Origin of the sequence: Endozoicomonas sp. ALD068, from assembly GCF_049310145.1 — a bacterium.
GTDB lineage: Bacteria > Pseudomonadota > Gammaproteobacteria > Pseudomonadales > Endozoicomonadaceae > Endozoicomonas_A.
Window position 1 is genome coordinate 1,278,122 of record NZ_JBLYNU010000004.1, and the last position, 14,218, is coordinate 1,292,339.

At 41.0% G+C, this 14,218-nt stretch carries 14 protein-coding genes; 12 read left to right on the forward strand and 2 right to left on the reverse strand.

Annotation, left to right across the window (positions count from 1 at the left end; all coding sequences use genetic code 11):
* Positions 1–63: 63 nt before the first annotated feature.
* The 12 genes from ACO6V5_RS04205 (at position 64) to ACO6V5_RS04260 (ending at position 13,250) form a co-directional block, all read left to right on the forward strand.
* Positions 64–897, forward strand: coding sequence for a glycosyltransferase family 2 protein (locus ACO6V5_RS04205; RefSeq protein WP_422410476.1), 834 nt, complete (start codon positions 64–66; stop codon positions 895–897).
* Entirely contained in the window at positions 894–2,102 is a 1,209-nt protein-coding gene (locus ACO6V5_RS04210) for a hypothetical protein (RefSeq protein WP_422410478.1), read from the forward strand. The genes ACO6V5_RS04205 and ACO6V5_RS04210 overlap by 4 nt, the downstream gene beginning before the upstream one ends.
* A gap of 17 nt (positions 2,103–2,119) precedes the next feature.
* Positions 2,120–3,187 carry a glycosyltransferase gene (locus ACO6V5_RS04215; RefSeq protein WP_422410480.1) on the forward strand — a complete coding sequence of 356 codons (1,068 nt, stop codon included), beginning with the start codon at positions 2,120–2,122 and terminating at the stop codon, positions 3,185–3,187.
* A 163-nt stretch (positions 3,188–3,350) separates the two neighbouring features.
* A complete protein-coding gene (gmd, locus tag ACO6V5_RS04220; protein WP_422410482.1) occupies positions 3,351–4,472 on the forward strand; it encodes a GDP-mannose 4,6-dehydratase in 1,122 nt (373 codons plus the stop codon).
* A 108-nt stretch (positions 4,473–4,580) separates the two neighbouring features.
* Positions 4,581–5,543 (forward strand): GDP-L-fucose synthase, encoded by a 963-nt coding sequence (fcl, locus tag ACO6V5_RS04225; protein ID WP_422410484.1) that lies wholly within the window; start codon positions 4,581–4,583, stop codon positions 5,541–5,543.
* A 45-nt stretch (positions 5,544–5,588) separates the two neighbouring features.
* On the forward strand, positions 5,589–7,022 hold the full coding sequence (locus ACO6V5_RS04230) for a mannose-1-phosphate guanylyltransferase/mannose-6-phosphate isomerase (protein WP_422410486.1): 1,434 nt from the start codon (positions 5,589–5,591) through the stop codon (positions 7,020–7,022).
* A 353-nt stretch (positions 7,023–7,375) separates the two neighbouring features.
* Complete coding sequence (locus tag ACO6V5_RS04235) at positions 7,376–7,690, forward strand: hypothetical protein (protein WP_422410488.1); 315 nt, start codon at positions 7,376–7,378, stop codon at positions 7,688–7,690.
* A gap of 123 nt (positions 7,691–7,813) precedes the next feature.
* Positions 7,814–8,572 carry a glycosyltransferase family 2 protein gene (locus tag ACO6V5_RS04240; protein ID WP_422410490.1) on the forward strand — a complete coding sequence of 253 codons (759 nt, stop codon included), beginning with the start codon at positions 7,814–7,816 and terminating at the stop codon, positions 8,570–8,572.
* Positions 8,573–8,997: 425 nt separating this feature from the next.
* Complete coding sequence (locus tag ACO6V5_RS04245) at positions 8,998–9,966, forward strand: UDP-glucose 4-epimerase family protein (protein WP_422410492.1); 969 nt, start codon at positions 8,998–9,000, stop codon at positions 9,964–9,966.
* Position 9,967: 1 nt separating this feature from the next.
* Entirely contained in the window at positions 9,968–10,525 is a 558-nt protein-coding gene (locus ACO6V5_RS04250) for a sugar transferase (protein ID WP_422410494.1), read from the forward strand.
* 133 nt (positions 10,526–10,658) lie between these two features.
* A complete protein-coding gene (locus ACO6V5_RS04255) occupies positions 10,659–12,599 on the forward strand; it encodes a polysaccharide biosynthesis protein (RefSeq protein WP_422410496.1) in 1,941 nt (646 codons plus the stop codon).
* Between the two features lie 78 nt (positions 12,600–12,677).
* Complete coding sequence (locus ACO6V5_RS04260; protein WP_422138276.1) at positions 12,678–13,250, forward strand: Uma2 family endonuclease; 573 nt, start codon at positions 12,678–12,680, stop codon at positions 13,248–13,250.
* Here ACO6V5_RS04260 and ACO6V5_RS04265 read toward each other — a convergent pair.
* Together ACO6V5_RS04265 and ACO6V5_RS04270 are read right to left on the reverse strand one after the other, a co-directional pair.
* On the reverse strand, positions 13,247–13,681 hold the full coding sequence (locus tag ACO6V5_RS04265; protein WP_422134184.1) for a DUF29 domain-containing protein: 435 nt from the start codon (positions 13,679–13,681) through the stop codon (positions 13,247–13,249). The two genes, ACO6V5_RS04260 and ACO6V5_RS04265, sit on opposite strands and share 4 nt — an antisense overlap.
* A gap of 69 nt (positions 13,682–13,750) precedes the next feature.
* Positions 13,751–14,185 (reverse strand): DUF29 domain-containing protein, encoded by a 435-nt coding sequence (locus ACO6V5_RS04270; protein WP_422134183.1) that lies wholly within the window; start codon positions 14,183–14,185, stop codon positions 13,751–13,753.
* Positions 14,186–14,218: the final 33 nt, after the last annotated feature.

The following is a 14,218-nucleotide window of genomic DNA, read 5'->3' on the forward strand; positions in this document are numbered from 1 at the left end:
GTATTTTTTCTTATTCTTTTACTTGCCTCAAATAATATGATTTTTTGTTGAAGTCGATTTCTTATGGAACATTATCCTAGCAAAACTCTGTTAACTATTGTTACATCTACTTATAATTGCGCTGATTATCTTTCATCTACGGCAGAATCAATTAAGAACCAAACGTACGATAATTTTCAATGGATTGTCATTGATGGTGCTTCATCAGATGGTACGCTAGATGAAATTATTCGGTTCCAATCAATCATCGATTTCTGGATAAGTGAGAAAGATGATGGCATCTATAGTGCCTGGAATAAAGCGGTGCGCCATATTAAAGGTGACTGGGTGTTATTTTTGGGTGCAGGAGATACATTCATTAATAACGAGGTTTTATCTAAGTTTATTGATTACCTACTTGATAAAAGACCAAAAGCTAAACTGCTTTATGGTGATGTACTTCTTTACATCAATGATAAATTAGCTTATCGTAATTCTAAAATTCAGGTGGGTTTGTATGAAGATTATCGACCAGTCTTGCCAGCTCATCAAGGGGTTTTTCAGCATAGAGATTTATTTAATACCAATGATAAGGCTTTTGATGATAGTTATAAGGTCGTAGCAGATTCGAAATTTTTATTACAATCTTCTGTTAAATCAGAAGGTGGTTTTGAGTATCTTAAATTTGAAGTTGCAATAATGGACGTGGGAGGGGTAAGTCAATCACCAAAGAACTCTCTTAGAGTAATGAATGAGTTTTTTATCCTCGAAAAAGATCTGGGTTATCAATTGCCAAAGATTGGCAAATGGAAATATTTTTTAAAATGTCATTTGAAATTTATTTTGGCCAAGTGCTTTGGCGACAATAATATACTTCAATTTACTTGTTTTTTAAGACGCTGTTTCAGAATAATATGATTGGGAAATGTTTAGCGAATTTTTTTCTGTTTTTTTCACTTTTTCCTTGGTTATCTTTTGGTTTTCTTTCTACTGATACCCAACCCTACTTTATTATTCTCTCCATGGCTTTGGTTTTTTATTTTGGAGCTTTTAACAAAAAAATACTCCCCCTAGCCATAATCCCTATTGGAGCATCTGTTGTTGCAGTTTATTATGGTGTTTTTGATTTTTTTACGGGTCGTGCTTTGTTAGGTTACTCAAGTGTTTTTTTTACTTGTGCTGCCTACTATTTAACTAGAAAGCATTATGTTAAGGATATAAAAAAATGGATTTATTTCGCTAACATTGTCTGGCTATCTGTTGGATGTGTTCAGTCTCTTATTAATAAGAATGTTTTTGATTTTTTGGTTGCTGTGAGGACTACTCCCGATAGAGGTGTTACTGGTCTTTCACCAGAGCCGACTTATTATGGTATATTCTTGCTATTCATTTCTTGGATTATTCTAAATATTAATAATTATAATTTACGACAGAGATACGTTTTACTTTTATTATTACTCAATGTATTGGCTATTGTTTTTTTGGCAAAGTCAACAATGGTTTTGCTCATTCTATTTTATTTGTTATGCTTTTACGCATTTTCTTCTTTGTTTAAAAGTTATGTGAATATCTTGTACCTGCTACTGCTGAGTCTAATCTCTCTTTTGGTTTTTGTTAACTCTGATCTGATTTTTGATGGTAGTCGTATGGGGGGTGTAATAAATCAGATCAAAGATTCACCATTTGATGTAATATACGATGATGCAAGTATTAATCAGCGAGCCAGGGATCTGGTATACCCTATTTTAGGTGCTTTAGATAATTTCTTTTTGCCAAATGGATTTCATAGCTACGCTGAATATTCAAATATGCTAGATGCCAAACTTAATCATTTCTTTTGGTGGGGAGGTGGGCAGAATGTAATTATGTCAGCCTCTGGTAGTATTTTGTATGAGTTGGGTTTTATTTCAATTGTTTTTTTTGTTTTCAGTTTTTTCTGTTTCTGTAGAAAAAAATCTCTAACTGGATTTTTTGAATATTTTGCCTTTTCTGGGATTTTGTTTTTGGCAATACCTATATCTTTTCCATTGATTTATATTCTGATGCTAGAAAAGCGATTTTCTAGAGAATTCCCAAAACGGAAAATGCTTGTTTATAATAATCACACAAAGTCACAAATTTAAGAAACTTATTATTTATTATGAAGCCTAATATACAGTTGCACCTGAGTAATCTTGTTGGGACTGGCGCTGTTCAGCTTGCAAAATCTTTATTACCAAACTTATTAGCCAACAATGAAGTTTTTATTTCGACTGTGATTTTGCCTGGTCGTGGTGATTTAAGTGACTTCGAATCATCAAAACCATCAACCAATTTTATTGTACTTAAGCGCACTTTACCTAATTTTTTGTCACGTTTTTTTGAATGTATACTTCCACATGGGTTGCCAAAAAATACAGAATTATTGGTGCTAGGTGACATACCCTTGAATACCAACGGTCATCAGACTGTATTTGTGCATACCCCTAACTTGGTAAAATATTTTAAACCATCTTTGTCCACTGATTTTTTTAAATATCGTGTTGCACAATTCCTTTTCTCCAAAAATGAAAAGCATGTTAATCAATTTATCGTGCAGACAGATGTCATGAAACATAAGCTGGAAACATTTTATCCCTCTGTGTGCGGACGTGTTTTTGTTCTTCCACAACCTGTACCAAACTGGTTATCAAAATCTTTTGTTAAGAGGGTTACTAGAGCCCGTGATGGTAAGCTACATCTTTTTTATCCGGCTGCTCATTATCCACATAAAAATCATTTACTACTGTCTAAAATTGATGAGCCAGAGACTTGGCCTGTTGAGCAATTAACCTTAACGATTGATCCATTGAAAAATCCTGATAATACATGGAGTGCTATTACTTGTGTTGGATTGATCAACTCTGATCAAATGCTGTCTTTTTATCGATCTTGTGATGCATTATTGTTTCTCTCAAATGAAGAAAGTTTTGGCTTTCCTCTCGTTGAGGCTATGTTTTGCGGACTACCAATACTTTGCCCAGACTTACCCTATGCAAGAACCCTCTGTGGTGATGACGCTATTTACTTTGAGGCAGATAATGTTGAGTCATTACAATCGGCAATAATCGAGTTGACCAATAGACTTGATGCTGGATGGTGGCCGAACTGGGGGGCTGCATTAGAGTCAATACCTTGCTCCTGGGAACGTGTTGCTGAAGAGATGCTGAAAATTACTACTAACAAATAGTGTGTAATCATTCTTTTTGTTACTTGCAGAACATATCTTGAATGATGGTGATGGAAGGGTCATTGCTGTTCATCTCATGTTTTGATGACATTAGGCATTTTTTAAATAACTTTGATTCAGTTGTCAATAAATTCAGTTTTATAGTAATTTAATGAGTATTCTTATGGATAAAAAAGTTGCATTAATAACGGGTGTTACTGGCCAGGATGGTTCTTACCTTGCCGAATTCCTGCTCAATAAAGGTTATGAAGTTCATGGCATCAAACGGCGGGCATCGTCGTTTAATACTGAACGTGTCGATCATATTTATGAGGATCCACACACAGATAATCAAAATTTCAAACTGCATTACGGCGATTTAAGCGACAGCTCTAACCTTACACGCATTATCAGTGAAGTCCAGCCAGACGAAGTGTATAATTTGGCGGCACAGTCCCATGTTGCGGTTTCATTCGAGTCACCGGAATATACGGCGGATGTCGATGCATTAGGCACGCTGCGGCTGCTGGAAGCTATACGTTTTTTAGGGTTGGAAAAGAAAACCCGGTTCTATCAAGCCTCAACTTCTGAACTTTATGGTTTGGTTCAGGAGATTCCTCAAAAAGAAACAACACCATTTTACCCACGTTCACCCTACGCTGTAGCAAAGCTTTATTCTTACTGGATTACCGTCAACTATCGTGAGTCTTACGGCATGTATGCCTGCAATGGCATTTTGTTTAACCACGAGTCACCCCGGCGTGGCGAAACCTTTGTCACACGCAAGATTACCAGAGGACTGTGTAATATCGCCCAAGGGCTGGAGCAGTGCCTTTATTTGGGTAACATGGATGCCCTGCGGGACTGGGGCCATGCCCGTGATTATGTAGAAATGCAATGGTTGATGTTACAGCAGGCGCAACCGGAGGATTTTGTGATTGCCACCGGCGTTCAATATTCCGTTCGTCAATTTGTAGATTTCACCGCCAAAGCTATTGGTATTCAGTTACGCTGGGATGGGAAAGGTATTGATGAGTGCGCTTATGTTGATAAATTTACTACTGATCGAGCTCCAGCGCTTTCTATTGGTCAGAAAGTAGTTGCAGTAGATCCACGATATTTCCGACCCGCAGAGGTAGAGACCTTATTGGGTGATCCAACCAATGCCAAAACTAAACTAGGCTGGGAGCCAACAACGACGCTTGAAGAGATGGTTGCCGAAATGGTTGAGTACGATCTGGCCAAGGCCAGACAGCATGCTTTGTTGAAAGAGCATGGGTATGAGGTGAAAGTACCCAGAGAATAGATCTGCCAGTTGCGCTGACTCTAGTATTATCTAGTTACTTTGTCGTTTAGTTTGGCTTTCATCGACTTCACCAGGCTCTGTGCTGGTGCATTTAATTGAAGATTTTATATGAAAAGAATTTATGTAGCTGGACATCGGGGTATGGTTGGTTCGGCTATTGTCCGCTATTTATCACAATCTGATGATTATAAGATCATCTGCCGTGAGAGAGCCGAACTTGATCTGACTAACCAAACTGCTGTGCGTCGTTTTTTCGACTCAGAACAGATCGATCAGGTTTATCTGGCAGCCGCTCGGGTTGGTGGTATCCATGCTAACAATACATACCCTGCCGAGTTTATTTATGAAAACCTGATGATTGAGTGCAATATTATTCACCAGGCACATTCTGCAGGTATCCAGCAATTGCTGTTTTTGGGTTCCAGCTGTATTTATCCAAAGTTGGCCTCGCAGCCTATGATGGAAGGTGCGTTACTCAGTGGCCATCTCGAACCGACTAACGAACCCTATGCCATTGCCAAGATTGCCGGTATCAAGTTGTGTGAGTCTTATAATCGTCAATATGGCGTGGATTACCGCTCTGTCATGCCTACCAATCTTTATGGTGTGAACGATAATTTTCATCCGGAAAACAGTCATGTCATCCCGGCGATGATGCGCCGTTTCCATGAGGCCAGGATTCGTGGTGAAAAAGAAGTTGTAGTTTGGGGCACCGGTAAGCCTATGAGGGAGTTTCTCTTTGTTGATGATATGGCGGCAGCCTGTGTCCATGTCATGAATCTGGATAGCTTGACTTTCAGTCAGCACACTTCGACCATGATGTCACATATTAATGTGGGTACTGGCGTTGATTGCACCATTCGTGAATTAGCTGTGACCATGAAACAAGTGGTAGGGTTTGATGGCGAGATCGTATTTGATTCAGCAAAAGCTGACGGAACACCGCGCAAGCTGTTGGATGTTTCTCGGCTTGAACAGTTGGGTTGGAAATCAACAGTCTCTTTGTTTGATGGTCTTAGGATGACTTATAAATGGTTTCTGGAGCATGAGGACGAGCTTCGTTCAATATAAGTTAACAGGTGAAAGGACTACTCACACATCTCGAAGTTTATAATTATGAACCTGATTCCCATTATAATGTCCGGTGGCTCTGGTAGCCGTCTTTGGCCTCAGTCTCGCTCCTTATACCCGAAGCAGTTTCTGCCATTGTTGAACCAACAAACTATGTTGCAGAATACCTTGACCCGCTTGGATGGCTTACCTTCCTTTGGTGCACCAATGGTTATTGCCAATGAAGAGCATCGTTTCTTGGTAGCCGAGCAATTCCGGCAGGTGGGTCATAAACCGTCAACGATTATTCTGGAACCGGTTGGCCGTAATACTGCTCCCGCAGTAGCTCTGGCGGCTCTGAAAGCGCAGAGCTTACAACCCGCAGCTGAGAACGAACCATTGTTATTAGTGTTGGCCGCAGATCATGTAATTCAGGATGTTCAGGCTTTTCATCAGGCAATTTTGGCCGCTATGCCTGCAGCACAAAATGACAAACTGGTTACGTTTGGCATTGTGCCTACTCAGGCAGAAACCGGGTATGGGTATATCAAGGCGAGTGAAGCGTTAAGCGGGAATAGTGAACAGCTTGCACCGGTGGAGCGCTTTGTTGAAAAACCAGATCTTGAAACGGCTCAAGAATACATTGACTGCGGTAATTATTACTGGAATTCCGGTATGTTTCTATTCAAAGCCTCACGTTATCTGGAAGAGCTTGGCAAGTTTCGCTCGGATATTCTGACAGCTTGTAAACAAGCTATGGAGTTGCAGAAAACCGACCTGGACTTTGTTCGTGTTGATGAGGCCTCTTTTATAGCCTGCCCTGATGAATCCATTGATTATGCGGTGATGGAAAAAAACACTGATGCGGTGATAGTTCCCCTCAATGCGGGTTGGTCCGATGTCGGATCCTGGTCTTCTTTGGCAGATATTGCTGAAAAAGATTCATTCGGTAACTCCACTCTTGGGGATGTCTTGCTGGAAGATAGCCGGAACACTTATGTTCGCAGTGAGAAAAAGTTGATTGCCACTCTAGGTGTAGAAGATCTGGTGATTACCGAAAGTGATGACGCTATCCTGGTTGCTCATAAGAGCCATGTGCAGGATGTGAAAAAGATAGTAAATCGACTCAAGGCAGAAAACCGACCCGAGGCCAGACTGCATCGTAAAGTTTATCGCCCTTGGGGAGCCTATGACTCTATTGATATGGGTGAGCGCTTTCAAGTGAAACGCATTACTGTTAAACCCGGTTCCCAGCTTTCTCTGCAAATGCACCATCACCGAGCTGAGCACTGGATTGTGGTAAAAGGGACAGCACGAATTACCAATGGTGATCAGGAACTTCTGCTAACAGAAAATCAGTCTATCTATATCCCAATTGGTGTCGTCCATCGACTGGAAAACCCTGGTAAGTTTGACCTTGAATTGATTGAAGTTCAGAGCGGCAGCTATTTGGGTGAAGATGATATTGTACGGTTTGAGGATACGTATGGGAGGGCATAAGTTATGAGTCTTTTCATAATTGGCGATTCACCGTTCACCCATAACTAAAATATAGCGTTTTTCTATTTTGGCGTTTTTGATGACTGCTCTAAACTGCTTTAAAGCTTACGACATTCGTGGCCGTATGCCCGATGAATTGAACGAAGATATTACCTGGCGAATTGGTCGGGCTACAGCGTAGAATTTGCAGTCAAAGACCATGGTGGTTGGTGGGGATATTCGCCTTTCTAGATCCAGTCTGTAAGCACTGTGAGTGATGGCTTGCAAGCCGGTGGCGTTGTAGTCATTGATATTGGTTTGAGTGGTACTGAAGAAATCTATTTTGCGACAACACACCTGAAAAACTCCGCATCATGGTAACTGCCAGCCATAACCCTAAAAACTATAACGGGATGAAGCTGGTGCGGGTATTGAGTAAACCTATTTCTGGCGATACCGGTTTGCGGGTGATTCAGGGGCTGGCTGAAGAGGTCTTTGTTAATGACCTGTTTCCATCCTCTGACGAAATCAATACTAAGGTGGAAAATCCGCAGGCAGTTATTGAGCGGGTACTGCCTATCTATGAAAAAGATTCGATAGCGGAAGGCCATACTGGTGGTATCTCACTGGATAAGGGAGAGTGGCGTTTTAACTTACGTATTTCCAATACTGAGCCGGTATTCGTTTGAATGTGGAAAGCCGGATTAATAATAAATTAATGCATGAGAAAGCATCTGAAATAGTTAGTTTGCTTAGAAGCAGATAAGTGCTTCGATTGTTTTTCTATTTATGCATTATGATGAAGCAGGCGCATGAAAGTATCTATAATTACCGTATGTTTTAACTCAGCAAATACTATCGAAGACACTATTCGTTCAGTGATATCTCAGACCTATCAAGATATTGAATATATCATTGTAGATGGTGGCTCTAATGACCAAACGCTTTCTATTATTGATAAATATGAAGAGAATATAGATCAGCTGTTATCTGAACCAGATGAAGGTCTTTATGATGCTATGAATAAGGGCATTAAACTGGCAACCGGTGATGTCATTGGTATCCTCAATTCTGACGATGTTTTTCAGGATGATAATGTAATCTCTAATGTTGCTGCTGGTATTTCCAGCTCTGATATTGATGCTTGTTACGGAGACTTGGTGTATGTTTCAAAGGATAACTTAAGCCAAATTGTCAGATTTTGGAAGTCCTGCGAATACCACGAAAGTTTGTGGGGAAAAGGCTGGATGCCAGCACATCCTACCTTTTTTGCAAAATCTTACGTGTATAAGAAATACGGTTTGTTTGATACTTCAAATAGACTTGCTGCAGATTATGAATTTCTTATTAGAGTTATTGGTAAAAACAAAATTAAAGTTAAATATATATCCGGGGTTTTTGTAAGGATGCGCCTTGGTGGTGAAACGAATAAAAGTGTTCGCAATATTATTAGACAAAATTATGAAGTTATCAGGGCTGCTAGAATAAATGGATTTTATTTTTCAATTATTTTTTTTATTATGAAAAAGCTTAGGATTAAGTTTGATGAGTTTAGAAAGTTTGGTCTGTGATTGTTGGTTATGCTTTTAAATGTAATCTTATCGGTGTTTTTTTAAAGATGAACTCTTTTGGTAATGCTGTTATTCTTTTTTTTGATGATGGAAAAGTGTTTTTGAACTTAATTGATGATTGATTGTTATTAATAGGGTTTTGATAAGTAAGTGGACGGGTTGGATTTCTATAGATTACGTTGAGGTGTGCTTTTTGATTATTCTAATTTAGCGGTTTTAATTATCGGTACCGGTGTGGTTGTTGACTGGAAATAAAACAATAGAGGCAATTGCATCAATCTTATGGCTCAGGTGCTCGAGTTCTTGAAAGTTTCCTAGCCATAAGTGCCTGTAAAAGCTAGTTTCCTCAGTCGTTTGGGTTGAGTTAACTAAGAAGTTAATTCTATTAAAGTTGGTTGCTTGTATAACAAGCTTTAGGATAAATCATGCGTGTGTTAGTAACGGGAGTAAACGGTTTTGTTGGATCGGTACTGCATAAGAAACTAAAAGAAGAGTGTTTACTCGATGTGATTGGCACAGTACGTAATATTGATAGTTTGTACAAGCAGGATATATTATCAGTCGGCTCAATCGACTCTGTAACAGATTGGACCGAAGCGTTAGATAGCGTTTCTGTTGTTGTCCACTGTGCTGCTCGTGCTCATATCATGAAGGATGAAGTCTCCGATCCAATAGCAGAGTATCGTAAAGTCAATACCGATGGAACACTGAATTTGGCACGACAGTCTGCATCTGCAGGAGTTAAGCGTTTCATATTTATCAGCACAATAAAAGTTAATGGTGAAACAACCTCTGGTTCTTCAGCATTTACTGAACAGGATTTACTTATACCACAAGATGCGTACGGTATTTCAAAGAAAGAAGCTGAGGATGGGTTAGGCAAAATAGCTAGAGAAACTGGTATGGAAGTTGTAATCATTCGTCCACCTCTTGTTTATGGGCCAAACGTAAAAGCTAATTTTTTGTATTTGATGAAGCTAGCTGATACTAATATACCACTTCCTTTCAGCATGATTAGAAATGTTCGTAGCATGGTGTATGTTGAAAATCTTGTAGACTTTATAATCACCTGTATAGAACACCCAAGGGCAGCAAATCAAACTTATCTCATCTCTGATGGAACAGATCTATCATTGCCAGAATTGATTAAAATAATGCGATCTTCACTTGGAAGGCCAGAAAGACTGTTACCCATACCAAAATTTTGTTTTCGTTTTTCTGGAGTTGTAGTTAGAAAAAGTACAATTGTTGATCGATTAATAGGTGATTTGCAAGTAGATTCTTCAAAGGCAGAGGAAAAATTGTCTTGGAAACCACCTTATACAGTTCAGCAAGCTATAAAAGCGACAGTGGATTCTTATATTGAGGGTAAAAGATCTGGAGGTAATAGCTAACGTGCTGCGTTTTTTTGATTTTGTTTTAGCTTTTTTTGGATTGATCTTTGGCTTACCCATCATGATTGTGATTTGTATCATAGGTCTATTTGATACAGGTTCACCTTTATTTCGTCAGGAAAGAGTGGGGCGCAAAAAAAAGCCTTTTATTTTGATTAAATTCAGGACGATGAGTTTAGAAACTGCCTCAGTTGCTAGCCATCTTGCCTCTACAAGTTCTATAACCCGACTTGGTAAGTTCCTTAGAAAAACGAAATTGGATGAACTGCCACAGCTATGGAATGTCCTGAAAGGTGAAATGAGTCTGGTCGGTCCAAGACCCAACTTATTTAATCAGAAAGAGCTTATTGAACATCGTGATGGATTAGGAGTTTACGATGTGAGGCCTGGAATTACAGGTTTAGCCCAAGTTTCAGATATTGATATGTCAATGCCTGAATTACTGGCTAAAACAGATGCGGAAATGATTAAAGGTATGTCTTTTTCTAACTACTTTCGATATATTTTCATGACTCTGGCTGGACGTGGTCAGGGTGATAGAGTAAATCAGTCTAAATGATAGAGTTTTGATAAAGTAATTTAAGTTTTACTTCAGGTTACACATGCGCAAGACACTGCTCTCACTCCCACGCTCAGGCAAACGGCTGGTTACATTGCTATTCGATTCAATAGCAATAATCTTCTGTCTATGGATGGCGTTTTATATTCGCCTGAATATGGTGGACTCGTTCACTCAATATTATCCTGCATTCATCATTGCTGTAGTAGTCACCTTGCCCTTCCTGGTTAAGATGGGACTTTATCGGGCTGTCCTCCGTTACATGGGCTCAGACTCTCTTATCGTTATCTTTAAAGCCTGTTCCTATGCTGCTATCTGCCTGATGTTGGCTGGGTTTCTTTCCGGTCAGGCTCATCTTCCCCGGTCCATCCCTTTTATATATTGGCTCCTCTTGCTACCGACAATGATTATCTCTCGCTATCTGATCAGAAGCTGGTTATTGGAGGAATCTATAGCAGATATTTTTCCTGAGTTTTTTCCACGCAGGGAACGCCACTCACGCAGGGGAGTTCCTGTCGCCATCTATGGCGCAGGCGCTGCAGGTGTGCAGGTAATGTCCGCTTTAGACAAAGGGATTGAATACCAGCCAGTCGCTTTTTTAGATGATAAGCAGGACAATGCTGGTCGTGCTATTCAAGGGAGGCGCATTTATCGACCATTATGTTTTGAGCAGATGGTTCAGGAGACAGGTGTTCAGGAGGTGTTACTGGCTATACCCTCTGCGAGCAGGCAAAGGCGAATGGAGATAGTTCATACTCTTGAACAACATGGTCTACCTATTAGAACTATACCCGCCATGGCTGACCTGGCCAGCGGGCGCATGAAAATGCAGGAAATTCAGCCAGTTGATATTGGTGATGTGCTCGGAAGAGACGAGGTAGAGCCAAGGCAAGAGCTTCTGGAGAAATGTATCACCGGTAAGGTTGTCATGGTGACTGGGGCAGGAGGTTCTATCGGCTCTGAACTCTGTCGTCAGATACTTAAAAAGAAACCTTTATGTCTTGTGCTATATGAGCACAGTGAGTTCAGCTTATATTCTGTCGAGCAGGATTTAATTAAGACGCAAAATAGTTCGAATGACTGTAAAGCGGTTCAGCTTGCGGCAGTCCTGGGTTCGGTCAACAATCCGGATCGATTAATTGAAACCTTGCGAAGATTCGCAGTGAATACGGTTTATCATGCTGCTGCCTATAAACACGTGCCTATCGTTGAACAAAATATTGAAGAAGGTTTACGCAATAATACTTTGGGTACGCTTTATACGGCACAAGCCGCCATTGTTGCTCAGGTAGAACGCTTTGTTCTTATATCTACCGATAAGGCAGTTCGTCCCACCAATGTTATGGGTGCCTCAAAGCGTCTGGCAGAGATGGCTTTGCAGGGATTGGCTGATGAAAGTTCAGTGAATCTGTTCCATTCCGACAGGTTTGGCTTTAGGCCAGAAACAAAAATACCCGTTAATACCTGTTTTACAATGGTGCGGTTTGGAAATGTATTGGGCTCGAGTGGTTCAGTGATCCCCGCGTTTCGCGAACAGATTCGGGTCGGTGGTCCTGTGACGGTGACTCACCCAGACATTAATCGTTATTTTATGACGATTCCTGAGGCTGCACTTCTGGTGATTCAGGCCGGTGCGATGGCCAGCGGAGGGGAGGTTTTCGTGCTGGATATGGGGAAGCCTGTCAAAATAGCCAACCTGGCAAAGCGTATGATTAATTTATCTGGCTTGACCCTGAAGGATGAAAGTAACCCTGAAGGCGATATTGAAATTGTCTACACAGGATTACGCCCAGGTGAAAAGCTCTATGAAGAATTGCTGATCGGAGACAATGTGACAGGTACCAGTCATCCTAAAATCAGTATGGCCATGGAAAGCAAAGAATTATGGAGTAACTATAGGCTGGCCCTGGAAACTGTTTTCGAAGTAGCAAGAAATGGACGTTTTACCGATCTGAGAAATCTGCTTTCCAGCTGTGTGAATGGTTTTAATCCAACCTCTGATGTGGTGGATTGGATGGATCAGTCCAGACAAGCTGAATCAAAACCAGAGCGAGAAGTTTTGAACTACCATTGAGTTGTCGTTTGCTATGATGTCTGCCTAATCCCTGTCTATATTGAACGGCTCATATTTCTGAAATGATCGGTGGGCCAGATGCAAAATGCTATGAAAAATCCACTGCTATCCGTTGATGAATATATAGAGTCTGAAAAGACGGCTGAATCGAAAAGCGAGTACATCAATGGATATGTCTTCGCTATGGTGGGTGGCAGTCGAAAACATAACTTGCTAACGGTTTCTCTTGCCACGAGACTTCATCAGCATCTATCGGGCACTGGCTGTGATGTCTTTGCTTCTGACATGAAAGTCAGTGCAGGTTCTGAAAGCGATAATATCTTCTTTTACCCTGACATAATGGTGTCCTGTGGCAGTGGCTCTGGTGATGATTATATTGAAGAGAATCCAAAACTGATTATTGAGATCCTTTCAAAATCTACAGAACAGCATGATCGTTTTGCGAAACTTGAGGCATATACTCAAATAGCAACTCTGGAAGAATACATGCTGGTTTCTCAATATGAGCTTCTGGTGGATCTATACCGACGGGAAGGAGGACAATGGTGTTCACAGCGTTACGGAGAAGGAGACTCTTTGCTGTTGCGCTCAGTCGGTCTCGAACTTTCTGTTCTGGATATCTACAAGGATATTAGAAGAGTTGAGCATTAAGGCCAGAATTCCGGATCCATTGCCTGCTCATAGCTCCAGGGGCATTCTTTTGGGAAAGTAGTGGAGGGGAGTTCTGTTTCATCTGAGGCATCTTCCATAGCGTCGGAGTAGGCTTCAAGCAGAATTTCTGGCAGCTTGCCTTTCAGTCCTGGATTTTTTCTTAGAATCCGTCTGATCTGCTTGCGTTGCCCCCGGATAGTCCTTTCCCAGCTGTGTCCGGTTTGTCTTTTTTCAGGCTGGTACCGCCATTTCAACAAATGCATGAAAAGCAAACATATTCTGGATTCCAATGCCCTGTAGTCACTGCGCCCCATGCTTTCGATTTCCTCCAGGATATTTTCCAGATCGAGTTCTGCGAGTCGGCCCTCACGGATCAGTTTTGCCTGTCTCTGGGTCCAGCTGTAAAAGTCGGTATCATATAAATCACGCACAAAGATCACCTGCTGTTTTTATAAGATTTCATAGTCACCTTTCAGTTTATATTATTGCCTGGAGAATTATCAGGGCCAGAACTCAGGGCTCATAGCTTGCTCATAGCTCCAGGGACGCTCTTTGGGGAAGGTTGAAGGTGATAGTCCAGTTTCTTCAGTAGCATCTTCGACGGCTCTTTTATAAGCGACAGGAAGCATGGCATCAATTTTGTTTTTGAGGCCCGGAGAATCCTGGAGAATTCGTCGTGCCTGTTTTCGTTGCTCACGAATGGTGCGTTCCCAACTGTGACCCATCTGCCTTTTTTCTGGCTGATACTTCCATTTCAACAAGTGCATGTAGAGTATTTCCAGCCGGGATTGTAAAGCTCTGTAATCACTGCGACCCATACTCTCAATTTCCTCAAGGATATTTTCCAGATCGAGTTCTGCGAGGCGACCTTCACGGATCAGTTTTGCTTGCCTCTGGGTCCAGCTGTAAAAGTCGGTATCGTACAAGTCACGCATATAGGCCACCTGCTTTGTCCATTATCACACTTT